This is a genomic window from Micromonospora sp. CNZ280 (assembly GCF_011759515.1).
This window is the reverse complement of the sequence record NZ_JAAOYP010000002.1, coordinates 831,169-854,481: the sequence shown is the minus strand read 5'-3', so window position 1 is coordinate 854,481 and position 23,313 is coordinate 831,169. Positions and strand designations below refer to the sequence as shown.

General features: G+C 71.8%; 22 protein-coding genes. 16 read left to right on the top strand and 6 right to left on the bottom strand.

Going from position 1 to position 23,313, the window contains the following annotated elements:
* The first annotated feature begins 62 nt into the window (after nucleotides 1-62).
* The 9 genes from FHX32_RS18940 (at nucleotide 63) to FHX32_RS18900 (ending at nucleotide 9,067) form a co-directional block, all read left to right on the top strand.
* Nucleotides 63-1,058, top strand: coding sequence for an ABC transporter substrate-binding protein (locus FHX32_RS18940; RefSeq protein ID WP_167184689.1), 996 nt, complete (start codon nucleotides 63-65; stop codon nucleotides 1,056-1,058).
* Between the two features lie 87 nt (nucleotides 1,059-1,145).
* Nucleotides 1,146-2,687, top strand: a complete 1,542-nt coding sequence (locus FHX32_RS18935) for a sugar ABC transporter ATP-binding protein (protein WP_167184686.1) — start codon at nucleotides 1,146-1,148, stop codon at nucleotides 2,685-2,687.
* Nucleotides 2,684-3,754, top strand: a complete 1,071-nt coding sequence (locus tag FHX32_RS18930; RefSeq protein ID WP_167184683.1) for an ABC transporter permease — start codon at nucleotides 2,684-2,686, stop codon at nucleotides 3,752-3,754. Before FHX32_RS18935 ends, FHX32_RS18930 begins: the two co-directional genes overlap by 4 nt.
* Nucleotides 3,751-4,743, top strand: a complete 993-nt coding sequence (yjfF, locus tag FHX32_RS18925) for a galactofuranose ABC transporter, permease protein YjfF (protein ID WP_167184681.1) — start codon at nucleotides 3,751-3,753, stop codon at nucleotides 4,741-4,743. Before FHX32_RS18930 ends, yjfF begins: the two co-directional genes overlap by 4 nt.
* Nucleotides 4,744-4,769: 26 nt before the next feature.
* On the top strand, nucleotides 4,770-6,272 hold the full coding sequence (araA, locus tag FHX32_RS18920; protein ID WP_167184678.1) for an L-arabinose isomerase: 1,503 nt from the start codon (nucleotides 4,770-4,772) through the stop codon (nucleotides 6,270-6,272).
* Nucleotides 6,273-6,543: 271 nt separating this feature from the next.
* Entirely contained in the window at nucleotides 6,544-7,533 is a 990-nt protein-coding gene (locus FHX32_RS18915; RefSeq protein WP_208418867.1) for a LacI family DNA-binding transcriptional regulator, read from the top strand.
* Between the two features lie 93 nt (nucleotides 7,534-7,626).
* The gene (locus tag FHX32_RS18910; protein ID WP_167184673.1) at nucleotides 7,627-8,106 is read left to right on the top strand and encodes a MarR family transcriptional regulator; all 480 of its coding nucleotides are present in this window, start codon (nucleotides 7,627-7,629) and stop codon (nucleotides 8,104-8,106) included.
* 195 nt (nucleotides 8,107-8,301) lie between these two features.
* Entirely contained in the window at nucleotides 8,302-8,622 is a 321-nt protein-coding gene (locus FHX32_RS18905) for an SMR family transporter (protein WP_167184670.1), read from the top strand.
* A 40-nt stretch (nucleotides 8,623-8,662) separates the two neighbouring features.
* Nucleotides 8,663-9,067, top strand: a complete 405-nt coding sequence (locus tag FHX32_RS18900; RefSeq protein ID WP_167184668.1) for a DMT family transporter — start codon at nucleotides 8,663-8,665, stop codon at nucleotides 9,065-9,067.
* Between the two features lie 179 nt (nucleotides 9,068-9,246).
* On the opposite strand, the gene FHX32_RS18895 is transcribed toward FHX32_RS18900, so the two are convergent.
* On the bottom strand, nucleotides 9,247-10,050 hold the full coding sequence (locus FHX32_RS18895; protein ID WP_208418866.1) for an aminotransferase class IV family protein: 804 nt from the start codon (nucleotides 10,048-10,050) through the stop codon (nucleotides 9,247-9,249).
* Nucleotides 10,051-10,113: 63 nt separating this feature from the next.
* On the opposite strand from FHX32_RS18895, the gene FHX32_RS18890 reads away from it, so the two are divergent.
* Both FHX32_RS18890 and FHX32_RS18885 read left to right on the top strand, forming a co-directional pair.
* Nucleotides 10,114-10,485: a MerR family transcriptional regulator gene (locus FHX32_RS18890; protein WP_167184665.1), complete on the top strand. Its 372-nt coding sequence runs from the start codon at nucleotides 10,114-10,116 to the stop codon at nucleotides 10,483-10,485.
* Nucleotides 10,486-10,601: 116 nt separating this feature from the next.
* A complete protein-coding gene (locus FHX32_RS18885) occupies nucleotides 10,602-10,961 on the top strand; it encodes a VOC family protein (protein ID WP_167184662.1) in 360 nt (119 codons plus the stop codon).
* A gap of 23 nt (nucleotides 10,962-10,984) precedes the next feature.
* Here FHX32_RS18885 and FHX32_RS18880 read toward each other — a convergent pair whose 3' ends face one another.
* A complete protein-coding gene (locus FHX32_RS18880; protein ID WP_486481237.1) occupies nucleotides 10,985-11,629 on the bottom strand; it encodes a DNA alkylation repair protein in 645 nt (214 codons plus the stop codon).
* A gap of 228 nt (nucleotides 11,630-11,857) precedes the next feature.
* Between FHX32_RS18880 and FHX32_RS35205 the strand changes: the two genes are divergently transcribed.
* The 4 genes from FHX32_RS35205 (at nucleotide 11,858) to FHX32_RS18865 (ending at nucleotide 16,793) form a co-directional block, all read left to right on the top strand.
* Nucleotides 11,858-12,520 carry a hypothetical protein gene (locus FHX32_RS35205; RefSeq protein WP_486481182.1) on the top strand — a complete coding sequence of 221 codons (663 nt, stop codon included), beginning with the start codon at nucleotides 11,858-11,860 and terminating at the stop codon, nucleotides 12,518-12,520.
* 14 nt (nucleotides 12,521-12,534) lie between these two features.
* On the top strand, nucleotides 12,535-13,440 hold the full coding sequence (locus FHX32_RS35200; protein ID WP_486481181.1) for a nucleotidyl transferase AbiEii/AbiGii toxin family protein: 906 nt from the start codon (nucleotides 12,535-12,537) through the stop codon (nucleotides 13,438-13,440).
* Between the two features lie 260 nt (nucleotides 13,441-13,700).
* The gene (locus FHX32_RS18870) at nucleotides 13,701-16,439 is read left to right on the top strand and encodes a LuxR family transcriptional regulator (RefSeq protein ID WP_167184657.1); all 2,739 of its coding nucleotides are present in this window, start codon (nucleotides 13,701-13,703) and stop codon (nucleotides 16,437-16,439) included.
* A gap of 12 nt (nucleotides 16,440-16,451) precedes the next feature.
* Entirely contained in the window at nucleotides 16,452-16,793 is a 342-nt protein-coding gene (locus FHX32_RS18865) for a cupin domain-containing protein (protein ID WP_167184654.1), read from the top strand.
* On the opposite strand, the gene FHX32_RS18860 is transcribed toward FHX32_RS18865, so the two are convergent.
* From FHX32_RS18860 to FHX32_RS18850, 3 genes are all read right to left on the bottom strand, one after another.
* On the bottom strand, nucleotides 16,775-17,140 hold the full coding sequence (locus tag FHX32_RS18860; RefSeq protein WP_167184651.1) for a DUF1330 domain-containing protein: 366 nt from the start codon (nucleotides 17,138-17,140) through the stop codon (nucleotides 16,775-16,777). The two genes, FHX32_RS18865 and FHX32_RS18860, sit on opposite strands and share 19 nt — an antisense overlap.
* A 65-nt stretch (nucleotides 17,141-17,205) precedes the next feature.
* The gene (locus FHX32_RS18855; RefSeq protein ID WP_167184648.1) at nucleotides 17,206-17,574 is read right to left on the bottom strand and encodes a nuclear transport factor 2 family protein; all 369 of its coding nucleotides are present in this window, start codon (nucleotides 17,572-17,574) and stop codon (nucleotides 17,206-17,208) included.
* A gap of 115 nt (nucleotides 17,575-17,689) precedes the next feature.
* Complete coding sequence (locus FHX32_RS18850) at nucleotides 17,690-18,358, bottom strand: DUF4097 family beta strand repeat-containing protein (RefSeq protein ID WP_167184645.1); 669 nt, start codon at nucleotides 18,356-18,358, stop codon at nucleotides 17,690-17,692.
* A 227-nt stretch (nucleotides 18,359-18,585) separates the two neighbouring features.
* On the opposite strand from FHX32_RS18850, the gene FHX32_RS18845 reads away from it, so the two are divergent.
* Entirely contained in the window at nucleotides 18,586-19,350 is a 765-nt protein-coding gene (locus tag FHX32_RS18845) for a helix-turn-helix domain-containing protein (protein ID WP_167184642.1), read from the top strand.
* 168 nt (nucleotides 19,351-19,518) lie between these two features.
* Here the strand turns inward: FHX32_RS18845 and FHX32_RS18840 are convergent, their stop codons facing one another.
* A complete protein-coding gene (locus FHX32_RS18840; protein WP_167184638.1) occupies nucleotides 19,519-23,202 on the bottom strand; it encodes a S8 family serine peptidase in 3,684 nt (1,227 codons plus the stop codon).
* Between the last annotated feature and the right edge of the window lie 111 nt (nucleotides 23,203-23,313).

Sequence of the window (23,313 nt, the reverse complement as noted above, 5' to 3'; positions counted from 1 at the left end):
CCACAACCGGGCCGCACACCGTCGAGGCGCGATCCGGACGACCCAACCCCCGAGGAGAACCGATGAGAACCACGGGAACAGCACGGGCCATGATCGCGACCATCGCCACGATGCTGCTCGCGGGCAGCCTGGCGGCCTGCGGCAACAGTGACACCGGCGGCGACTCCGGCGGTGGCGACGACAAGATCGTTCTGGGCTTCTCCCAGGTCGGCGCGGAGAGTGGCTGGCGGACGGCGAACACCACCTCGATCAAGGAGGCCGCCGCCCAGGCGGGGATCGAGCTGAAGTTCGACGACGCCCAGCAGAAGCAGGAGAACCAGATCAAGGCGATCCGGAACTTCATCCAGCAGAAGGTCGACGTGATCGCCTTCTCGCCGGTGGTGGAGTCCGGCTGGGACACCGTCCTCAAGGAGGCCAAGGACGCGGGCATCCCGGTGATCCTCACCGACCGTGCCGTGGACTCTCCGGACAAGACGCTCTACAAGACGTTCCTCGGGTCGGACTTTGTCAAGGAGGGCCGCCTGTCCGGCGAGTGGCTGGTGGCGAACACCAAGGACGCCACCGGGCCGGTGAACATCGTCGAGCTGCAGGGCACGACCGGCTCCGCGCCGGCCAACGACCGCAAGAAGGGCTTCGCCGAGGCCATCGGCGCCAACCCGAGCCTCAAGATCATCGCCTCGCAGTCCGGTGACTTCACCCGGGCCGGCGGCAAGCAGGTGATGGAGCAGTTCCTCAAGGCCAACCCGGACATCGACGTGCTCTTCGCGCACAACGACGACATGGGCCTGGGTGCCCTCGAGGCGATCACCGCGGCGGGCAAGACGCCCGGCAAGGACATCGTCATTATCACCATCGACGCGGTGAAGGACGGCATGCAGGCCCTCGCGGACGGCAAGTTCAATTTCATCGCGGAGTGCAGCCCGCTGCTCGGGCCACAGCTGATGGAACTGGTGAAGAAGGTCCACGCCGGCGAGGCGGTGCCGCCCCGGATCGAGACCGAGGAGACCACCTTCACGCAGGAGCAGGCCAAGGAGGCGCTGCCCAACCGCAAGTACTGACCGACGCCGGGGTCGCCGTCCGACGGGCGGCGACCCCGCCCCGTCGCTCGACTCCCTACCGACACCATCCAGAAGAGGTCTGATGGGATGACGGGTAGCCCTCCGGTCCTGACCATGACCGGGATCAGCAAGACCTTCCCGGGGGTCCGTGCGCTCCACGACGTCGACTTCCGGCTGTTCCCCGGCGAGGTCCACGCCCTGATGGGCGAGAACGGCGCCGGCAAGTCGACCCTGATCAAGGTGTTGACCGGCGTCTACGACATCGACGAGGGCACCATCAGCCTCGCCGGTGAGCGGGTCGCCTTCACCGGCCCGATGCAGGCGGCCGCCGCCGGCGTCAGCACCGTCTACCAGGAGGTCAACCTCTGTACCAACCTGTCGGTGGCGGAGAACATCTTCATCGGCCGGGAGCCGCGCCGTCTGGGCGCCGTCCGGTGGGGGGAGATGCGCCGGCGGGCGCGGGAACTCCTGGCCCGGCTCGACCTCGACCTCGACGTCACCGCGCAGCTCGGCACGTACTCGTTGGCCGTGCAGCAGATGGTCGCCATCGCCCGGGCGATCGACGTGCGGGCCCGGGTGCTGATCCTCGACGAGCCGACCTCCAGCCTGGACGCCGGCGAGGTGGCACAGCTGTTCCGGATCATGCGCCAGCTGCGTGACCAGGGCATCGCGATCCTGTTCGTCACCCACTTCCTCGACCAGGTGTACGCGGTCGCCGACCGCATCACGGTGCTGCGCAACGGCACCCTGGTGGGGGAGTACCGGACCGGCGAGCTGCCGCAGTTCAGCCTCGTCGAGAAGATGATCGGCAAGGAGCTCGACGTCCTGGAGCGCCTTGACGAGCAGCAGAAGCGCACGACCGCCATCCGGTCCGGCGCGGCGCCGCTGGTGGACGCCGCGGAGCTGGGCCGCAAGGGTGCGGTCGCCCCGTTCAGCCTGCGTATCCACGCCGGCGAGGTGGTCGGCCTGGCCGGTCTGCTCGGCTCCGGCCGCACCGAGGTGGCACGGCTGCTCTTCGGCGCCGACCGCGCCGACCACGGGCAGGTCACGCTGGACGGCGGGAAAGTGTCGTTGCGCAGCCCGGTCCAGGTGATCGACCGCGGGGTCGGCTTCTGCTCGGAGAACCGCCGGGCGGAGGGCGTCATCCCGGAGCTGTCGGTCCGCGAGAACATGGTCCTCGCGATGCAGGCCGCCCGCGGCTGGCTGCGACCGATTCCCCGGCGGCGGCAGGACGAGCTGGTGGAGAAGTACATCCGAGCGCTCAGCATCCGGCCGGCCAATCCCGACCTGCCGGTGCGCAACCTCTCCGGCGGCAACCAGCAGAAGGTGCTCCTGGCCCGCTGGCTCATCACGGAGCCGCGCCTGCTGATCCTCGACGAACCCACCCGCGGCATCGACGTCGGCGCGAAGGCCGAGATCCAGAAGCTGGTGCTGGAACTCTCCGACGGCGGCATGGCGGTGCTGTTCATCTCCGCCGAGCTGGAGGAGGTGCTGCGGCTCAGCCACCGCGTCGCCGTCATGCGCGACCGGACGATGGTGGCCCAGCTCGACAACGACGCCGCCCTCGATGCCGACCGCGTCATGCAGACCATCGCCAGCGGGGCCGGCGGTACGGAGGTGGACCGATGAACACCGTCGCCGACCGCCTCCGCCCACTGACCGGCCACCGCCTGTTCTGGCCCGCGCTCGTGCTGGTGGTCATGATCGCCGCGAACGCGATCCACCGCCCCGGCTTCCTGTCCATCGAGGTCAAGAACGGGCACCTCTACGGCACCCCGATCGACATCCTGCGGCTGAGCGCGCCGCTGATCCTGGTCGCGCTGGGCATGACCCTGGTCATCGCGACCGGCGGAATCGACCTGTCCGTCGGCTCGCTCTGTGCCATCAGCGGAGCCATCGCCTGTCTCCACATCAGCGAGGCGCCCGACCAGAACAGCCTCGCCACCGTGTCCACGGCGCTCGCGCTGGCCGTCGGCGCCGCCCTCGTGCTCGGCGCCTGGAACGGCGTCCTGGTCGCCGTCATCGGCATCCAGCCCATCATCGCCACGCTGATCCTGATGGTGGCGGGTCGGGGCCTGGCCCAGCTCATCACCGAGGGCCAGATCATCACCATCAACTCGGGCCCGTACCGCGCGATCGGGCTCGGGCACGTCCTGACCCTGCCGCTGGCGATCTTCATCGCCCTCGCGGCGACCCTGCTGGTCGCCGCGTTCACCCGCCGCACGGCCCTCGGCCTGATCGTGGAATCCGTCGGCGGCAACGCCGAGGCCAGCCGGCTGGCCGGCATCCGCTCCAGCCGCACCATCTTCCTGGTCTACGTCGTCAGCGCCGCCTGCGCCGCCATCGCCGGCTTCATGATGACCGCCAACGTCTCCAGCGCCGACGGCAACGCCGCCGGCCTCTGGGTGGAACTCGACGCGATCCTCGCGGTGGTCATCGGCGGCACGTCGCTGGCCGGCGGCCGGTTCTCGCTCAGCGGCACCATCCTCGGCGCGCTGATCATCCAGACCCTCACCACCACGGTGTACGCCATGAACATCTCGCCGCAGACATCCCTGCTGTTCAAGGCGGTCGTCGTGATCGCCGTCTGCCTCATCCAGTCGCCGCCCTTCCGCGCCACGCTCACCCGCCGGCGGCGCGGTGGCACACCGCGGCCGGCACCGCGGCAGCGCGAGAAGGAGCAGGTGTCGGCATGAGCAGCAACACGTTGACCACCGGTCGCACCTGGCGGCCCACGCTGTCCCGCCGGCACGTGCCGGTCCTGGCCACCCTGGCCCTGCTGCTGGTCATGTACGGCGTCGGGGTGTCCCAGTACCGGGCGTTCTCCGACATCCAGGTCGTCTTCAACGTCTTCATCGACAACGGCTTCCTCCTCGTGGTCGCGGTCGGCATGACCTTCGTGATCCTCACCGGCGGCATCGACCTGTCGGTCGGCTCGGTGGTCGCGATGACCGCGATGGTGTCGGCCGCCCTGCTCCAGGACGGCCTGCCCGCGGCCCTGGTGCTCGTCATCGCCCTGCTGATCGGCCCGGTGCTCGGGTTCCTGATGGGCTGCGCGATCCACGTCTTCGACATCCAGCCGTTCATCGTGACGCTCGCGGGAATGTTCTTCGCCCGGGGCATGTGCACGTTCATCAGCGACTCGTCCATCCCCATCACCGACGGCTTCTGGACGGCGGTGTCGCAGGAGCGCATCGGTGACCCGCGGGGCAACTTCGTGTCGGTCAGCGTGCTCATCGCGTTCGCGGTCGTCCTCACCGCCGCGTACGTGCTGGCGTACACCCGCTTCGGCCGCACCGTGTACGCGATCGGCGGAAGCCCCCAGTCGGCGCTGCTGATGGGCCTACCGGTGGGCCGTACCCGGATCGCCGTCTACACGGTCAGCGGGCTCTGCTCGGCGATCGGCGGCATCCTGCTGTCGTTCTACACGCTGTCCGGCGCGCCGCTGATCGCCGTCGGCATGGAGCTGGACGTGATCGCGGCCGTCGTCATCGGCGGCACCGTGCTCACCGGCGGGTCCGGCTACGTCTTCGGCACCGTCCTCGGCGTGCTGGTGCTGGGGGTCATCCAGACCCTGATCACCTTCGACGGGAGTCTCAACTCCTGGTGGACCCGGATCGTGATCGGCGGCCTGCTCTTCGCCTTCATCCTCCTGCAGCGCCTCATCGGCATCCGCTTCAAGTGACCGCCCCTCTCGCGGAAGGCAACTCCATGGCAACGCATCCCGAACCCGAGGTCTGGTTCCTCACCGGCAGCCAGGGCCTGTACGGCGAGGACACCCTCCGGCAGGTCGCCGACCAGTCCCGGCGGATCGCCGCGCACCTCGACGACTCGCCGGGCATCCCGGTCCGGGTGGTCTGGAAGCCGGTCCTGACCTCCAGCGCCGACATCCTCAAGGCCTGTCGGGACGCGGCCGTGCAGGGAGCGGTCGGGGTGATCGCCTGGATGCACACCTTCTCGCCGGCCAAGATGTGGATCGCCGGCCTGGACGCGCTGCAGACGCCGCTGCTGCACCTGCACACCCAGGCCAACGTCCGGCTGCCGTGGGACGAGATCGACATGGACTTCATGAACCTGAACCAGGCGGCACACGGCGACCGCGAGTTCGGCTTCATCCAGACCCGGCTGGGCGTCGCCCGCAAGACCGTCGCCGGCCACGTGAGCGATCCGCGGGTGGTCGCGCGGGTCGGCGCCTGGTCCCGCGCGGCACTGGGCTGGTCGGCGATGCGCGGGCTGCGGCTGGCCCGCTTCGGCGACAACATGCGCGACGTCGCCGTGACCGAGGGCGACAAGGTGGAGGCCGAGCTGCGCTTCGGCGTGTCGGTGAACACCTACGGCGTCAACGACCTCGTCGCGGTCGTCGACCAGGTGGCCGAGGCGGAGATCGACGACCTGGTCAAGGAGTACGACGACACGTTCCGGGTCGACCCGCAACTGCGCCCGGGTGGGCCGCGCCACGACTCCCTGCGCTACGCCGCACGGTTGGAACTGGGACTGCGCGGCTTCCTCGACGAGGGCGGATTCCGGGCCTTCACCACCAACTTCGAGGACCTCGGCGGCCTGCGCCAGCTGCCCGGCATCGCCGTGCAGCGGCTGATGAGCGACGGCTACGGCTTCGGCGGTGAGGGCGACTGGAAGACCTCCGTGCTGGTGCACACCCTCAAGGCGATGGCGGTCGGGGTCGAGGGCGGGACGTCGTTCATGGAGGACTACACCTATGACCTCACCCCGGGCGACGAACTGGTGCTCGGTGCCCACATGCTCGAGGTGTGCCCGACGATCGCCGGTGACACCCCGCGCGTCGAGATCCATCCGTTGAGCATCGGCCGCCGGGAGGATCCGGTCCGGTTGGTGTTCGACGCCGCGCCGGGGCCGGCGGTGGTGCTCGGCCTGGCGGACATGGGGGAGCGCTTCCGCCTGGTCGCCAACGAGGTCGACGTGGTGGCCCCACCGCACCCACTGCGCCGGCTGCCGGTGGCGCGGGCGGTGTGGCGGCCCCGTCCGCACCTCGCCGGCTCGGCGGAAGCCTGGATCACCGCCGGCGCCCCGCACCACACCGTGCTGTCGCAGGCCGTCGGTGTGGAGGAGTTGCGCGACCTCGCCGAGATGACCCGTACCGAGCTGGTCGTCATCGACGCGGACACCGATCCGCGGCGCCTCGCCGACGAGATCCGCTGGAATCAGGCGTACTACCGGCTCGCCCGGGGGTTCTGAGTCGACGGGCTGTTCCGCGAGCGTCGGCCCCGGCAACCGTACGGCGGCGTTGTCGGCCCGTCCGGAAGGGCAACTGCGCCGGGGGTTCGCCGCACCGGGTCCGGCGGGACCGCTGGCGTAGACTGTCGGCGATCAATTATCGACCGCCCGGAAGAACCGCCGTGGCGGCTGCGTGAGCGATTCGCACCGCCCCGGCCGGCCCAGCCGACGCCGACCGGCCGCGGTCGCCGCGGGCACGTGGGGAAGTGAGGTGGCCGTGCGCGGTCCTGCGATGACGGACGTGGCTCGCCTCGCCGGCGTCTCCCACCAGACGGTGTCCCGGGTCCTCAACGGGCACCCGAACGTGCGCGAGCAGACCCGGCTGCGGGTCCAGGCGGCGATCGCCGAACTCGGCTACCGGCCGAACCGCGCCGCCCGCGCGCTGGTCACCGGCCGATCCCAGGTGATCGGCGTGGTGGCGCAGAACACCACCCTCTACGGCCCGGCCTCGCTGCTGGCCGCCCTCGAACAGGCCGCTGCCGAGGTCGGCTTCGCGGTCAGCGTCGGCAGCGTACGCGACCTCGACCATCGGTCGATCTCGGCCGCGGTCGAGCGGCACCTGGCGCACCGGGTCGCCGGCATCGTGGTGATCGCCCCGGTCGAGTCGGCCGGGGAGGCCCTCGAGCGGCTGCCCCACGACGTGCCCCTGGTGACCGTCGACGGCGATCCCCGCCGGCCGATCCCCCTGGTGACGGTCGACCAGGTCGCTGGTGCCCGAGCCGCCACGCAGCACCTCCTCGACGCCGGGCACCGGACGGTCTGGCACGTGTCCGGGCCGTCGGACTGGTTCGACAGCGCCGGGCGGATCGAAGGATGGCAGGCGGCGTTGCGGACGGCCGGAGCCGAGGTGCCGCCCCTGGTGCCGGCGGACTGGTCCGCGGCGGCCGGGTACCGGTGCGGGCAGATGCTGGCCCGGATGCCCGAGGTGACCGCGGTCTTCACCGCCAACGACCACCTGGCTCTCGGCGTGCTGCGGGCGCTGCACGAGCACGGCCGGCGGGTGCCGGACGACATCAGCGTGGTCGGCTTCGACGACGTACCCGAGGCGGCCTACTTCATCCCGCCGCTGACGACGGTGCGGCCCGACTTCGCCGCGGTCGGCCGGGCGAGCCTGGAGCTGCTGCTGACCCAGATCGAGTCGGACGTCGTCGGCCCGCTGAGGCAGACCATCGCACCGACCCTGATTCCACGTAGCAGCGTCGGCGCCCCGCCGCGCCGCTGAGCCGGCGGCACCGATGTGGGCGCCCCCCCGCGAAGCCCGGTCGATCCGGACAGTGGTGCTTGTCGTGCCACCGCACCGTGCTATGGTATCTGCATGCACATGCAGCCATCGGCAAACGGGATCACCCCTGCGGGCGGCGTGAGTTCGGCCTGGTCGCAGGTCACAGCCTTCGTCTCCGCGGTCGATGCGAGTCTGGGCAGGTGGCTCACGGACGCCTACCGGGTCGGACTGACGGAGTACCGCGCGCTGGTCCACCTCAGTCAGGCCGCCGACAAGGAGCTGCGGGTCAACGACCTCGCCCAACGGGTCGGCTTGAACCAGAGCTCCGTCACGCGGCTGGTGAGCCGGCTGGAGGCGAAGGGTCTGACGCGCCGCGACATCTGCCCGGATGACGGGCGCGGGGTGTACGCGGTCATCACCGAGCAGGGCGAGGCTCTGGTCAAGCGGGTGCGGGGTCCGTACGAGGAGCGGGTTCGGGAACTCCTCGGCAGCGCCGCAGTGCACTTTCCGCAGGTGGACGCGCGGCAGCTGAGTCAAGCCCTGGGCGACATCGGCCGCCTGCTCACTTCCTAGTGGGTCGCGGGTGGTGTCGCAGCCCCGATCTGACCCCGAAATATGCATGTACATGCAGATGGTCGACGCTTCGCGGCTGACCAACCTGCACCGGCCCCCGGTCACGCGCCGACTGGAGCCGTTCGACCGCCTCCGCCGCCTCGGACACGCGGGCGCGGATGCCGACCTTCCGTCAACGGACCCGAAAGGACCATCATGAGCTGGCTCTATCTGGGAATCGCCGTCATCTTCGAGGTGGCGGTCGGCCTCTTCGCAAGCAAGGCGACGGGCTTCACGCGCCTGTGGTGGACCATCGCCACCCTCGCCAGCGGCGCGATCGCTACCTTCTTCCTCAGCCTCGCGCTCCTGACCTTCGACGTCGGTGTCGGCTACGCGATCTGGACCAGCGTCGCCGGCGTCGGAATCGTGATCGTCGGCGCGCTCTTCCTCTCCCAGCGCCTCAACTGGAAGAAGGCGCTCGGCATCCTCATCGTCATCGGCGGCGTCGTCGGGCTGCAGCTCAGCGGCGCCGCGTGACCCGCGCCCATCCACCCACCTCACACGAAGGAAAGATTCGATGACTGTGACGACAACCAGGAACGACTCGAAGAAGGCCGGCCCCTGGCTCGTGCTGCTCCTCGCCGGCGCCTTCGAGGTCGGCTACGCGCTCAGTGTCGGCGGAAGCCGGGGGTTCAGCGTCCTCGGATGGTCGATCTCCGCTTTCGTCTTCTTCCTCCTGACGTTGTTCTCCCTCAGCGTCGCACTCAAGAGGATCGACGTCGGGATCGGTTACGCCGTCTGGGCGGGCATCGGCGCCGTCGGGGCGGCGCTGTTGGGCCCGGTGTTCTTCGACGAGTCGCTCACCCCGGTCCGCGCGGTCTGGCTGGCCGTGATCATCGGCGGTGTCGTCTGGCTGAAGCTCGCCGACAGCTCGGCGCTCGACGTACGGCAGGCCGCGGCCCCGTCCGACGCCATGCAGTGAGCGGTGGTCGAAACGGAGGGCTGGCGGTCATGGCCGTAGGGTCGGTGCCGAACTCGGTCAGAGTCGTTCGTCGATCGTGGTGAGCTATCGGCGGTGACCGCGGTGGAAGGGCCCCTTCCAGGTTTCCGCCTGGAGGGGCCCTTCCGGTATTCAGCCTTGAGCCGCGGTCAGGCCGGCCCTCACGGCGAGGTCGGCGGTTCGGCCTGGTACGCCCGGTGCAGCAGCGCCAGGAAGGACTGTGCCTCCGGCAGCGGCACCGAGCCGATCCGATGCACCGCCACGCCCGGCGTCCATGAGTTCATGACTACGGCCCCGGCCAGCATGGGCAGGTCGGCAAGGGTGATCTCCTGGACGCGTTGGGGGACACCGAGGCGATCCAACTGCCGGCGGACGATGCCCATCGTGGTCCCGCCCAGCATCTCGGCCGCGGGCCACACCACCGCGGCGCCGTCCCAGAAGGCCAGGTTCCAGATCGACCCTTCGCTGAGCCGACCCCGCCGGTCGACGAAGGCGGCGTCGTCGAAGCCCTGTCCAACGGCCTGGCGGAGGAAGTACGTCTTTCCCACCTCGCCGACATGCTTCACGGCCGGCAGGACCCGCTCGTACTCGACCGTCGCCAGCGTCAGCGGACCCGGCGGCCCGGACGCGGCCGGCCCGGTGCGGACCAGCACCTCGAGTTCGCCGTCGGGCCGGGCCGCGGTGAACTCGCCCGCCGGCGAGTACACCGTGGCGAGCAGCGAGAGGTCGTCAGGACCGGCCTTCAGTGCCGTCCGCAGGTAGGACCGGACCCGGTCGTCGGGCAGAGCCCGACCGAACATCTCCATCGAGGCGAGCCGTAGCCGGTCCAGATGAAGGTCGAGGCCCCGGACCTGGCCTCCGCGCACCTGCATGGCGGTGAAGTGGGCATAGCCCGCGAAGGCGAGCGGCGCCAACTCCTCGGCAGTCGCCGCACGGCCGTTACGTTGAACAACGAAGGAGGTCATGTCGGCAACCTAGAATTTGACACTGGTGTGAGGTTCAAGCGCGGATGAGGGAGGTCACAGGGAATGAAGATCGGGGAGCTGTCTCGCGAGACCGGCGTCAGCCCGCGCCTCCTGCGCTACTACGAGGAGCAGGGACTGCTCACCTCGTACCGGGTCGGAGGTGGCCACCGGCGGTATACCGACGACGCCCCGGTCGTGGTCGGCCACATCAGGGCGCTGCTCGCCGCTGGCCTGCCCACCAGCGTCATCCGCGAGGTGCTGCCCTGCGTCGAGGGTCCGGGCCCGGAACTGGAGCACTGCGCGGCGCCGACCCTGCGGGAACAGCTTCGTGGCCTCGACGACAAGATCTCGACGCTCCAGAACGCTCGGGCCGCACTCGCCGCGCTCCTCACCACCACCGCCCGCGCGGCCGACGCGCGAGCGACCTCCCGATGACGCGACGATCACGGGCGTCCGGGACGTGATCCACCACGTGGACTCCTCGGCACCGATGAGTTCCGGAGGGCTGACCGGTCTGCCCTCGTGACAGCCGACCGTTCAGGAGAGTTCCGATGACCTCGATCCAACCCGTCGTCAGTACGCCCGACCTGCCCCGCCTGCGCAGCTTCTACGAAGAGGTGCTCGGCGCGACACAGACCCTGCGCGTACCCGAGAAGGGCCCGGAGTTCTACGTCGAGCTGCGGATCGGCGACACCGCGCTCGGCCTCGTGCAGAACGATGACACCCAGATCGGCGCACCGGTACGGATCATCCTCAGCGCCGACGTACCGGACGTCGACGCGCTGCTGCCCAAGGTCGAGTCGGCCGGCGGCGCCGTGCCCGGCCAGCCCAACGACATGCCGTGGGGCCAGCGGGTCGCGCACGTGCTCGACCCCGACGGCAACATGCTCAACCTGACCAGGTGGCTGTAGCCGACAGGTGAGCCCGCCCCCGGCTACCTGGCGGGCTGTCGGCGCACCATCTCGGTGATCCAGACGGGCGCGAACGGAGACGTGCAGCCCGGGGAGGTCGGGTAGTCCTTGAGCACCTCCAGGCGCTCGCCGATGTCGATCGCGCGGGCGCGCTGCCCGGCGTGCTCGATGCCGATCTGAGCCAGGCAGTGGTTCATCGCCCACTGCAGGCGATCGGGGGCGTCCTTCATCTCCGCCTCGATGACGTCCAGCAGACCTGCGAGGTCGAGGCCCTCGGGCTTCTTCGCCACGCGTTCGGTGGTCAGCGCCCAGCCGGCACTCGCGACCACCGGATCCGGATCGGCGAACCAGGCCAGCCGCAGCTCTTCGGAGTGCGGGTGCTTCTTCACCACGTAGTTCACGAGCCAGTCGTGCACCTTGGGCGTGCGCGCCTCGCGCACCATGACGTCCAACTCGTCACGTGTGAACGCCTTCGGACGGCAGATCAGGATCGCCAGCAGGCGCGCCGCGGAGTCACCCGTCTCCCAGAGCTGCCGCGCGAGTTCCTGCTGCGTCTTGAGCCGCTTCGCGAGGGCGCGCAACCTGCCGAGGTTCACGCCATGATCGTCACCGTGCTTCTCGTTCACCTCGCGTGCCTTCGGGTCCTCGAGCGCGGCCAGCTCGGCCATCACCTCGGCCACCGTCGTCCCGCCCAGCGTCGTCCCGGCCACCTCAGCCTCCTGGTCCATCAGGTGCGCGAGATGCAGCCTACGACGCGGGTCGACCTGCTGTCGTCCACGCCGGGCCGGCGCCCGGCGCTGGCCGTCGCGGCTCCCGCAAACCGCGGCCAGGCCACCAACGGGCACGGTGCGAATCCAGGTCGCGGCCGTGCCGAGCCGGATCGTACGGTGGGTGGCGTGTCCGAGGACGGCTTTCCGAACGATGTCAGTGGCGACTTCGAGATCCACATCACGGTGTACGAGCGGAACACCGGCGAGCTGGCCGACTTCGCCGGGGAGCACGGCCTGAAGTACACCCACGTGGTCCTGGACCGCGGCGAGAAGCCCTCGCAGCCCATGCTGACCCTGACGGGATCCGGCCCGCTCCACCGGCAGCGCGACGCCGCCGACCAGTGGACCGCGCGGCTGCGGGCCGCCGGTCTCGGCGTCGCCCGGGTCAAGATCGAGGCCGCACCGTGGTGCGACGGTGTGCCGGTGACCGACGGGGACGCCGCGGCCCAGCCTTCCGGACGGTACTTCGAGCACCACGTCAAGCTGCTGTTGCCTCCCGGTGCCGGCGCGGTGGCCGCGGCATCGACGGTGGCGGAGGGGCACGACGCCCGACTGTCCCGCAACGCCCGGCGGGCACGGGACGACGGGCGGCAGGAGCGGTTCGTCACCCAACGGTGCCACCGGTTGGGCCGTGCCACCGCCCGGGCTCGTCTCGATGAGCTCGTCGCGGCTCTGCGGGCCGCCGGCCTGGAGATCGTCGCCGTCGAGCAGGAGTACGTCGTGTTCGACGACCGCATCGAGCTCGACGCGGGCTGGCTCGCCCCGACCGGACCCGATCGATCGCACTGACCAGGGAGCAGACGATGCCCGAGGCGACCGCCGGCGCGGCCGGCTACCCACCCACGTACCAGCCGTTGCCACCCCGGCCCAAGCTACGGCAGCGGGCCGTGTTCGATCCCGCGCTGAAGCAGTACGCGAACGCCTACCGGGCGGGCGAACCGGTGTTCACCGACCCCGGCACCGGCCAACGCTGGCATGCTGCCCGTCGGGCCGCCATGCGGCACCTGATCGACGTCATCGCCGACACGCCCTGGGCGCAGCAGCTGGTCCTGCGGGGCAGCGTCACGATGTCCGCGTGGTTCGGCGCGGCCGCGCGGGAGCCCGGTGACGTCGATTTCGTCGTGACGCCCTTCTCGATGAGCATCCGCAGCGACGAGGCCAAGGCGATGCTGGCCGGCGTTCTGTCCGCGCTGCGGGCCCGGCCGGGCGCCGGCCTCGACCCTGATCTGGTGGAGATGTCCGAAATCTGGACCTACGAACGGGCCGACGGACGGCGCCTGGTCATTCCGTTCGCCACCGACGACGAACTGACCGGATCCGTGCAGGCCGACTTCGTCTTCAACGAACACCTCGACCTGGAACCCGTCACGATCCGGCTGGATGGCGTAGGCCGCGCCATGCGGGCAGCGGGCCCGGCGCAGTCGCTGGCCTGGAAGCTCATGTGGCTCGCGACGGACATGTACCCCCAGGGCAAGGACCTCTACGACGCCACGCTGCTCGCCGAGCACACCACCGTGGACCTGCGGCTCGTGCGGGACCTGCTCCGGCCGGAGCTCGGCCGCGAAGCCGACGACTTCACCGCCGGGTCGGTCCTCCGCTGGAAGGTCGACTGGGACAACTTCATCGACGAGTACCCGGGCATCCCCGGCAACGCCGCGGCCTGGAAACGGCGACTGGCCCTCGCTCTCGAGCGAAAGTTCACGGAGTGAGCGCCGCAGGCTGCGCGAGTCGGCGGCCTCGATCAGCTGTCGTCCGGGTCCGAGGTGGGTGCGTTGTGCTGTAGCCGTTCGCGTAGTCGCCGCGCCTTGCGGCCCCGGTAGGCCCGCAGGACGCTCTCCAGGGTTTCGCGTACGTCGGGATCGGGGTGATCGGCCAGGTATGCCAGCTCCTCGGCGCCGCCGCGTCGGCCTCGGCCCAGCCCGGTTCGCCCTCGTCCCGGCCCGGCAGGCGGCGATGCCAGGATGGGATCATGGGCACCGGGGAGCTGTACGGGAGAAAGCCCGAACAGGACGCGATCGCCGACCTGCTGGCGGGGGCCCGGGCGGGTACCAGCTCGTCGCTGGTGCTGCGCGGCGAGCCCGGCATCGGCAAGACCGCCCTGCTCGACCACGCCGCCGCGGCGGCCGGGACCATGCGGCTGCTGCGCGGTACGGGGGTCGAGTTCGAGGCCGAGCTGCCCTACTCGGGGTTGCAGTTGCTGCTGCGCCCGACGCTCGGATCCCTCGCCGCGCTGCCCGGACCGCAGCGCGAGGCGCTGGAAGCGGCGTTCGGGCTCGGGCCCGCGGCCGGCGCCGACCCGATGCTGGTCGGGCTGGCGGTGCTCTCCCTGCTGACGGAGTACGCGGACGACACCGGGCTGCTGTGCCTCGTCGACGACGCGCAGTGGCTCGACCGGGCCTCCCGGGAGGCTCTCCTGTTCGCCGCCCGGCGCCTGCACGCCGAGGGCGTGGTCATGATCTTCGCCGCCCGCGACGGCGAGGGTTCGTTTCCCGCTCCCGGCCTTGCGGAGCTGCGCCTGTCCGGGCTGGCTCCGGAGGCGGCCGCGGCCCTGCTCGACCGGCATCCGCTCACGCCCGCCGTGCGCTACCGCCTGCTCGCCGAGGCCCGCGGCAACCCGCTGGCCCTGCTGGAGCTGCCGGTCGCCCTGGCCGCCGAAGGCGCCAGCGCGTTCTCGCCAGGAGCGCTACCGCTCACCGGGCGCCTGCAACTGGCCTTCCACGGCCAGGTCAGCCGCATGCCCGAGGCCTGCCAGAGCCTGCTCCTGGTGGCGGCGGCCGACGAGACCGGCGAGCTGGCCGTGATCCTGCGCGCCGCCGCCGCGCTGGGAGCGGCCATCGAGAACCTGGCCCCCGCCGAGCGGGCCGGCCTGGTGCGCCGCGGCGACGCCGACGGCACCACGATCCGCTTCCGCCATCCGCTGATCCGCGCCGCCGTCTACCAACGGGCACCGCTCGCACAACGCCTCGCCGTCCACCGCGCGCTCGCCGCCGCCCTCGGCTCGCCCGAACACGCCGACCGGCGGGCCTGGCACCTGGCGGCCGCCGCCACCGGCGCCGACGAGGAGGTCGCCGCCGCGCTGGAACGCACCGCCGCCCGGGCCCGTGACCGCAGCGGCCACGAGGCGGCCGCCGCGGCGTACGAACGGGCGGCCCGGCTGAGCGCCGAGCCGGCCGCCCGGGCCCACCGGGAGGCCCTGGCGGCGGAGGCGGCCCTGGAAGCGGGAGACCTGGAGCGGGCCAGAGCCCTCGGGGCACGCGCGGCCCGGCGGCTCGATGAGGCCCCGGTGATGCGGGCGCGAACCGCCCAGGTGCAGGCGGTTGCGGACTTCTGGCAGGGCTCCTACTCCACCGCCCACCGGTTGCTGCTCGGCGGCGCCGGGCTCGTGGGCGCCACCGACCCGGGCCAGGCCGCCCGGTTGCTGATCCAGGCCCTGCACACCTCCTGGTACCTGGGGGAACGGCAGCTCGCGGAAACGCTGGGCCGGCTGGCCGCGCTGCCGCTGGACGACGCGGACCCACTCGCGCCGGTCGGGCGCTACCTCGTTCATCTCGACCCGGGCCGCTCCGAGCGGCCGCCGCCGCTGGGCGACACCCTCGCGGCGGTGCGGCGGCGCGGCCCGGTCCCCGACCAGGTGCTGCTGATCCTCTGTGGGGCGGCGCTGGCGTTGGGCCAGGACTCCGACGCGTACGAGCTGGCCACCGCGCTTGCCGCCGAACACCGCGCCAGCGGCGGCGCCGGGCGACTGCCGACGGTGCTGTTCTTCGCCGCCGAGGGCGAGGTGTTCGCCGGTCGGCACCGGGACGCGCTCGCCACGGCGACCGAGGCCCTGGGGCTCGCCCGCGACACCGGTCAGCAGCAGTGGGTCAGCCAGTTCAGCAGCGTGCTCGCCTACCTCGGCGCGGCCACGGGGGAGGAGGCGGCCTGCCGGCGCAACGCCGAGGAAGGACTGGCGGGGGCCACCGCGGCGGCCATCTCCGCCGGGGCGCCGTGGGCGTACTGGTCGCTCGGGCTGCTGGATCTCGGCCTTGGCCGCGCCGAGGCGGCGCTCGCCCGCTTCGAGCGCCTGAACCGGGAGCCGATGCGGCATCACATCTGCGCCACCCGTTCCGTTCCCGACCTGGTGGAGTCGGCCGTCCGGGTGGGGGCGCCGGAGCGGGCCGCCGAGCCGCTGACACGCTTCGCGCGGTGGGCCGGGTCGGTCCGGCAGCCGTGGGCCGACGCGCTCGTGCTGCGCTGCCGTGGGCTGCTCGCCGCCGACGACCAGGCCGAGGCGTTCTACGCGGCGGCCCTCGACCTGCACGATCGGGACGCCCGCCCGCTGGACTACGCCCGGACCGCGTTGCTGTACGGGGAGTGGCTGCGTCGGGCCCGGCGCAAGGCCGAGGCGCGCACGCCGTTGCACGCCGCAGTGGAGGTCTTCGACCGGCTCGGCATGCGGCCGTGGGCCGCCCGTACCCGTGCCGAGCTGACCGCGACCGGCGTCCAGGACCAGGGCCCCACGCCCGGAGACGGTGTGGCGGCCGGCCTGACCCCGCAGGAGCTGCAGATCGCCCGGCTCGCCGCGCAGGGCCTGTCCAACCGCGACATCGCCGCGCGGTTGTTCCTCAGCCACCGCACGGTCGGCTACCACCTCTACAAGGCCTATCCCAAGCTCGGCGTCACCTCGCGTGGCGAACTCAAGGATCTCGCCGGGCAGCTCGGGCTGTGAGATCTTGTCCGGATGACCACCGCGGAACAGGTGCTGCCTGGGCAGATGATGGCTGTGGACGTCGACGAGGTCCCGCCGGTCGAGCTGGGTCCCGGTGTCCAGGTACGGGCGCTGCCGGGCATGCCGGGGATCAGGACGTGGGTGATCGACCTGGCCCCGGGCGCCGAGTGGCCGGACCTCGACGTACACGAGACCTACGGCGAGGCGTACTTCGTCGTGCGCGGCGAGGTCATCGAGGGTGACCGCACCCACGGCCCGGGCTCCTACGTCGCCTTCGGCCCGAAGACGAGCCACCGGCCCCGTACGCGGACCGGTGTACGCGCCTTCGGCTTCAACTACGACGTCACCGGTTGACGTACGCCGGAGCCGTTGCGCAGTTCGGCGGCCATCGCGGCCGAGTCGTGGTCGGGCCCGACGCCCTCGACGATGATCACCTCGCCCTCCAGGTGGTCCGCCCGCAGCGGCAGGATCTCCTGGTAGGCCGCCGACTCGTACCAGTTCCGCGCGTTCTCCGCCGACGGGAACTGGAGCATCACGACGCTGCCGGGCCAGCTGCCCTCGCGGACGTCGACCGGTCCGCCGTGCACGACGAAGCGGCCGGAGAACGGGTCCATCGTCGCCTGGATCCGCTCCATGTACTCCAGCACCTGCGGGTGGAGTTCCTCCGGGTCACGAAGATGCGCGATCACGTAGGCGGTCATGGTTCCTCCCTCTGTTGCGTCGACGACCGGGGGCGGACCGGCCCGGCGGTCCACCCCCGAGGTGTTCAGATCCCGCCCGGCACCTTGTCGAGGAAGCCCAGCACCTGGCGGATCCGCCCGTCGTCACCGATCACCACGACGTCGAAGCCGACGACGACCGGCTCGGCGCCCTCCGGGCCCAGGTGCCAGGTGAACCGCGCGATGTCGTGGTGGGCGTCCACGGCGCCGCCGAGGCTGAAGACCAGCCCGCCGAACTGCCCCTGGACGGCCGCGATGGTCGCGTCGAGCCCGTCGCGGCCCCGCACCGACACCAGCGGGTCGGTGTAGACCGCGTCGTCGGCGAAGACCTCCTGGAGAACGGCCTGTCGCGCGGCGGTGTCGGTCTCGTTCCAGGCGGCGAGGTAGCGCTGGACCAGCTCCCTGATGTCGCTCATGTCTGTCTCCTCAGTGGTCGTGCTTCCTGGTGACGACCACGCTATGGGCCCGGGAACGACAGCGAATCTGACGCGCTTAGGTACTTTCGCGCGCGGCTTCAGTACGGGGTGTTCCTCAGAGGCTGCGGGCGACGATGTCGCCGTAGGCGGTGGTCGCGCGGATGTCGAGCTCGGCGCCGACGCCTTCGGTGTTCATCAGCGCGTTGGTGATCCGGCCGTAGCCGGTGCCGGCGTCCAGGGAAGCGGACACCCCGTGGGCGGCCTGGACTGACACGTCGCCGGCCTGGGTGCGCAGGACGAGCGTGCCGCGCACGGCCTCGACGATCCGGATGTCGCCCTTTGCGGTGCTGATCTCGGCGGGGCCGTTGAGGCGGCCGACCTCGACGTCACCGCTGGCGGTGACGAGGCGGACGCTCGCGGCCTCGTCGACCTTGACCGCGCCGTGCGCGCCGTCGAAGGTGACGTCGCCGACGCGGCCGACGACCCGGAACTCGGCGCTGGCCGCCTTCGCCGTGAGCTGCGAACCGGCGGGCAGCTGGACCGTCACCTCGACGGATCCGGAGCTGCCGAGGATCTGGTGCTTCGCCGAGGCCTCGATCCGCAGGACGCCGTCGCCGTAGTCGACCGTGGTGCGCTCCGCCAGCTTCACGTCGCGGCCCTTCGCGGCGTCCGCTGGCCGGACCTCCACCGTGGTGTCGGTTCGGTCGGCGGCGATGACCTGGATGCGCCCCGCGGGAATGTCGACGACCGCGGAGATGGGGTGGGGGGTGTCGAAGGTCTGCATCGTGTTCTCCTCGCGTGCTCGGTCTTTCCGATGTCGGAAACGCTACGTTGCCTTCAAGAACTAAGCAACAAAATCGTTGCGTGCCGAAAGCGTTAGTGCAGGCAGACTGCTAGATATCGTTGCAACGGTCCTACACCTAACGCAACGAACATTGGCTGGCTCGTTGCAATGGATGAGGAGTGAACGCTAAGCTGGCGGCGTCAGGCAACCGGGAGAGGGAGATCGCGATGCCGGGAGGCAGGCTCACCCAGCAGGAACGCCAGCAGATCGCGCTGGGGCTGGCCGACGGGCTCGCCTACGCGGAGATCGCCCGACGTCTCGACCGCCCCACCTCGACGGTCACCCGTGAGGTGATGCGCAACGGCGGCCCCACCGCCTACCGGGCCGACCTGGCCCACCGCGCCACCGAACGCCGCGCCCACCGGCGCCGGCAGGCCGTTCCGCGCGGGCAGCAGGTGCCCGCGCAGGCCCACGGACGCGACGCCGAGGCCGTACGCGAGTACGAGGAGACGTTCACCACCCTGCTCATGCGACAGGGTCTGCCCAAGATGATGTCCCGGGTGCTGACCTGCCTCTTCACCGCCGACGCGGGCAGCCTCACCGCGTCCGAACTCGTCCAGCACCTCCAGGTTAGCCCGGCGTCCATCTCCAAGGCGACCACGTTCCTCGAAGGTCAGGGCCTCATCCGCCGGGAACGCGACGAACGCCGCCGCGAGCGCTACGTCGTCGACGACGACGTCTGGTACCAGTCGATGATCGCCAGCGCCCGATCCCACGCCCAACTCGCCGAGACCGCGCGGCAGGGCGTCCGCATCCTCGGCTCCCACACCCCGGCCGCCACCCGCCTGGAGAACATCGCCCGCTTCGTCGACTTCGTCGGCGAGAGCATCATCCGCGCCGCCGAGCAGGCCCGCGAGATCCTCTACACGAAGACCGACGCGACCTCGGGCGGCACCCCCACCCCGGCCCGCGCCTCCGATCACCAACCCTGACTGATCAGTGCGTCGCCGACGACATCGGTGGTGTGGGCGGTGCCGGGCGACGAGGGTGGGGCCGCCCGGCACCGCCGGCCGTGGACAGCGACCGGAGCAGCGCTGTCCACGGTGCCGGTCGGGCCCGTCCCGTCGCCGGGGGCGGGGCGGCCCGACCGACCGGTGAGGTCAGGGCAGCACCTTCCAGGCCCTGGTGATGGTCTGGTCGATGCGGTTGCCGGCGCGGTCGGTGGCGGTGACCCGGACCGTGGCGAACCGTGCGTCCGCCGGTGCCGCCGGCATGGTCGCCGTCACCGTCCCGGCGCCTCGGGTGGGCACCTTCCGCCAGCGGGCGCCGTCGTCGTAGGACACCGACACGGTGACCTCGAACCGGCCGGGCCCGGTCGCCCCCGGCTGGTAGCCCGGCTCGAGCGACAGCCGGTACGGCCGATCGGCGCGGACCGCGTTGGACAGGTCGGTCCGGAGGTCGTAGCGGAGCTGCGGCAGCGCCAGCACCAGCGGCTCGTCGCCCTTGGGGCGCCCGGAGCGGAACGTCCACGTGGTGGAGGTCGCGGTCGAGGTGGTCCACCAGACCCGCTCCGGGAACCGGTCCCGGGTCACGTCCAGGGTCAGCTGGTAGGTCCGGTTGCCCGGGCCGACCGTGAACTGCTGTGACGATCGGGTGGTGGTGCCGATGACCTGGTCACCGCAGCGCAGCGTCAGCCGGGCCCGGTCGGAGCCGCCGTCGATCCAGCCGTACGCCGTGGCGGCGCCGTCGGCGTACTGCGGCACGGCCACCCGGATCGTGTCGTGCCACCGGTTGGCCGGCGTCCCGTACGGGTGGTTCGGCGCACCCGCCGGGACGGCGGGCCGGGTCAGGGCCGGGAACCACACCTCCCGCGTCCGTTCACCGGGCCGGTACGCCCGCAGTGGGCCGTACATGGTGCCCTGGGTTCCCTGCCGGTTCTCGCCCTCGGCGGTGGCCTGGGCGCGCCAGAGCACCCCGCTGGTGTTGACGTGGTCGGTGCGTCGTTGCCCCGCGGTCACCGACCGGTTGAAGCTGAACGCGACGCTCACCCCGTCCGGGTAGCCGCCGCGCGAGTCCAGCGCCAACATCTCCGGCGCGTGCTGGTGGAACTCGTTGTCAACGGTGGCCAGCGCCAGCTCCCGCGACGTGTAGTGCAGGTCGGCCGGAATCCGGTCCGGCTCGGCCAGCAGCAGGTCGTAGTGGTAGGGGCTGGTTGCCACGCCGGTCAGGTCGACGGTCGCCGTCCCCGCCGCCAACCGCTCGCGCAGCCGCTGGCCGTCGGCGTACTCGATCTGGTAGGCCGGTACCGCTGAACCGTAGCCGCCGGCGTAGATCTTCCCGGGCTTGTCCGGGGCGAAGAGCACGACCACGGCGCCGGCCGCCGCCGCGGCCCGCAACTGCTCCGCGACCGCCTCGTCGCCGACGTACCGCAGCAGCAGCGCCGCGCCGCGGGCGGCGCCCAGCCCGGCCGGCCCGCCGTCGCCGCCGTCGACCAGTGGCAGCGTGTGGGTACCGTCGAGCAACGGCGCGTACTCCAGCGGCAGCGGGCGGGCCAGCCGGAAGCCGCCCTCGCCGGCCACCTCGGCGGTCAGCTCGGGGGCGCTGAGATCCCACCGGCTGAAGAACTGGAAGGTGCCGGTGGAGACCGGCCGGGTCGGCACCGCGTAGACCCGCCGGACGTTGGACGGGTTGAACGCCCAGCCGGACAGGTTCGACCGGCTCCCGGCGGTGCGCTGCCAGGAGACAGCGCCGCGGCTGATCACGGTCGGGTCGGCGACGTCCATCCGGATCTCGTTGCCGGCGCGCGCGTCGAGGCGCACCGTGCGGTCCGCGTCGACGAGCAGCTCCGGGTCGCCCGCCACGGTGACGTCCTTCTCGGTGCCGCCGGCGTCCAGGCTGTGCACGAGCGCCATCAGTGAGTACCGCCCGGCGGGCAGCTCCACCGTCGCCCGGCCGTCGGCGAAGAATCCGTAGTGCTGCGCGCCGGTGTCCAGGTTCCACAGCTCCGCCCGGTCGGGGAAGCCGGTGGCCGGGCGACCGTCCCGGTTGGTCGCCTCGATGGTGAGGGTGTGCACCGGCGGGGTCACGCTGAGGCCGACCGGGGTCCGCAGCCGCAGTCCGGCGGTGGTGGCGGTGAGCACCCCGGCGTACTGGTTCGGCCTGGTGGCCGCGGTGTCCAGCCGGACGGTCGCCGTCGCCCGTCCGCCGGCGGCGATGGTCAACCGGTCCGGCGTGACGGTCAACGCGGCAGCCCGGCCGGTGGCGCCGGTGTCGGTGGCGGCCACGGTCAGGTCGAGGGTGACCGGCTTCCGGCCGGTGTTGCGGTACACCACGTCGACGCTGCGCGGCTCGGACCCGGCCGGCACCTGCCCGAGTACGACATTGCCGGTGTCGACCTGGACGGTCTGGCCCAGCGCCGCCGGAACGTCCAGCCGGCCCACGCCCTGCGCCCAGACCGGCGCCGTGCCGACCGGCTCGGCGCTGCTGACCAGCGCGGCCTTGAGCTGTTCGGGCCGCCACTCGGGACGGGCCTGGGCGAGCAGCGCGGCCGCGCCGGCCACGTGCGGCGCCGCCATGGAGGTACCGGACATCGCTGTGTACTTCTGGTCGACCAGTTGGCCGAGCGAGGTGCCCGTCGCCCGGGCCGCCACGATCCCGACCCCGGGTGCGGTGATCTCGGGCTTGACCGCACCGTCGTCGAGGCGTGGGCCCCGGCTGGAGAAGTCCGCCAGAGCATCCTGCTTGGACACCGCGCCCACGGTCAGCGCGGCGGTGGCGATGCCCGGCGTGCCGACGGTCTGCGGCCCCGGGCCGGAGTTGCCGGCGCTGACCACGAAGAGCGCGTCCGAGCTGGCGCTCAGCGCGTCGACCGCCTCGCTGACCGGGTCCGAGCCGCCGTACGACGGCGCGCCGAGGCTCAGGTTGACCACGCGGGCGCCCTGGCGTACCGCCCACTCCATGCCGGCGATCACCCAGGAGAGGTCGCCGTATCCGGTGTCGTCGAGGACCTTGCCGACCAGCAGCCGGGCGCCCGGTGCCACGCCGCTGCCACCGGCGCGGCCGGCCTTGCCGCTGCCGGCGATGGTCGCGGCGACGTGCGTGCCGTGCCCGGACCGGTCGACCGCCGTACCGCCCTCGGTGGTGAAGTCCGCGGTGGCGGCCACCCGGCCGGCGAGGTCCGGGTGGGTCGGGTCGTAGCCGCTGTCGAGCACCGCCACGGTGACGCCCCGCCCGTCGTATCCGGCCTTCCACGCGGCCGGTGCGCCGATCTGGGGCACGCTGTCGATCAGGTCGGCCCGGACCCGCCGGTCCAGCCACACCCTCCGTTCGCCGGCGGCGAGGGTACGCGGCCCGGTGGTCAGCGCCGCCCAGAGCGCCCGCGCCTCCGACTTGCGTCCGGTGACCGCCACCGCGCCGATGCTGGACAGCACGCGGGTCCGGGTGGCGCCGGGCGGGGTGTCCGGCACCGCTGCCCGGGCGCCGGCGGTGGCGGGCGCCCCGGCCACGAGCAGCGGAAGGGTCGGGCTCGCCGCGTCGTGGTAGCCCTCGGCGACGAGATCCGTGACGTTGAACAGCGCCTCGTCCAGCACGCCGGCGGAGACGTACGGCAACGCCTCGTCCGGCACCACGTAGACGTCACCGTCGCGGTGGGACAGTCGGAAGCCGTGCCGGTTCGGCCTGCCCCGGTCGTCGATGGTCGCCTCCTGCCGGCCGTCGGCGAACCGGGTGAGCCGGACGACGTCACCGTTGATCAGCGTGACCGTGTACGCCGAGCCGGGCGCCGCGCTTGGCGCAACTGCGTCAGCGGCGAAGGCCGTCGCGGCCGCTGGCGTGACGGCGACCATGGTGACCGCAGCTACCGCTGCGGCGAACACCCTACGTAACGAGCTGAACACGAGGCCCCCTTCGACGTGCCGGCCGTACGGCAGGCAGCGTCACACCTCGTCAGCAGCACC

Bases quoted from the DNA above. Each gene is read 5' to 3' on its own strand.
- FHX32_RS18850 (WP_167184645.1), bottom strand. From the start codon at position 18,358: ATGCAGACCTTCGACACCCCCCACCCCATCTCCGCGGTCGTCGACATT.
- FHX32_RS18880 (WP_486481237.1), bottom strand. From the start codon at position 11,629: ATGGCCGAGCTGGCCGCGCTCGAGGACCCGAAGGCACGCGAGGTGAAC.
- FHX32_RS18900 (WP_167184668.1), top strand. From the start codon at position 8,663: ATGACTGTGACGACAACCAGGAACGACTCGAAGAAGGCCGGCCCCTGG.
- FHX32_RS18840 (WP_167184638.1), bottom strand. From the start codon at position 23,202: ATGGTCGCCGTCACGCCAGCGGCCGCGACGGCCTTCGCCGCTGACGCA.
- FHX32_RS18845 (WP_167184642.1), top strand. From the start codon at position 18,586: ATGCCGGGAGGCAGGCTCACCCAGCAGGAACGCCAGCAGATCGCGCTG.
- FHX32_RS18860 (WP_167184651.1), bottom strand. From the start codon at position 17,140: ATGACCGCCTACGTGATCGCGCATCTTCGTGACCCGGAGGAACTCCAC.
- FHX32_RS18890 (WP_167184665.1), top strand. From the start codon at position 10,114: ATGAAGATCGGGGAGCTGTCTCGCGAGACCGGCGTCAGCCCGCGCCTC.
- yjfF (WP_167184681.1), top strand. From the start codon at position 3,751: ATGAGCAGCAACACGTTGACCACCGGTCGCACCTGGCGGCCCACGCTG.
- FHX32_RS18895 (WP_208418866.1), bottom strand. From the start codon at position 10,050: ATGACCTCCTTCGTTGTTCAACGTAACGGCCGTGCGGCGACTGCCGAG.
- FHX32_RS18935 (WP_167184686.1), top strand. From the start codon at position 1,146: ATGACGGGTAGCCCTCCGGTCCTGACCATGACCGGGATCAGCAAGACC.
- FHX32_RS35200 (WP_486481181.1), top strand. From the start codon at position 12,535: ATGCCCGAGGCGACCGCCGGCGCGGCCGGCTACCCACCCACGTACCAG.
- FHX32_RS18915 (WP_208418867.1), top strand. From the start codon at position 6,544: ATGACGGACGTGGCTCGCCTCGCCGGCGTCTCCCACCAGACGGTGTCC.
- araA (WP_167184678.1), top strand. From the start codon at position 4,770: ATGGCAACGCATCCCGAACCCGAGGTCTGGTTCCTCACCGGCAGCCAG.
- FHX32_RS18865 (WP_167184654.1), top strand. From the start codon at position 16,452: ATGACCACCGCGGAACAGGTGCTGCCTGGGCAGATGATGGCTGTGGAC.
- FHX32_RS18855 (WP_167184648.1), bottom strand. From the start codon at position 17,574: ATGAGCGACATCAGGGAGCTGGTCCAGCGCTACCTCGCCGCCTGGAAC.
- FHX32_RS18885 (WP_167184662.1), top strand. From the start codon at position 10,602: ATGACCTCGATCCAACCCGTCGTCAGTACGCCCGACCTGCCCCGCCTG.
- FHX32_RS18910 (WP_167184673.1), top strand. From the start codon at position 7,627: ATGCACATGCAGCCATCGGCAAACGGGATCACCCCTGCGGGCGGCGTG.
- FHX32_RS18905 (WP_167184670.1), top strand. From the start codon at position 8,302: ATGAGCTGGCTCTATCTGGGAATCGCCGTCATCTTCGAGGTGGCGGTC.
- FHX32_RS18930 (WP_167184683.1), top strand. From the start codon at position 2,684: ATGAACACCGTCGCCGACCGCCTCCGCCCACTGACCGGCCACCGCCTG.
- FHX32_RS18870 (WP_167184657.1), top strand. From the start codon at position 13,701: ATGGGCACCGGGGAGCTGTACGGGAGAAAGCCCGAACAGGACGCGATC.
- FHX32_RS18940 (WP_167184689.1), top strand. From the start codon at position 63: ATGAGAACCACGGGAACAGCACGGGCCATGATCGCGACCATCGCCACG.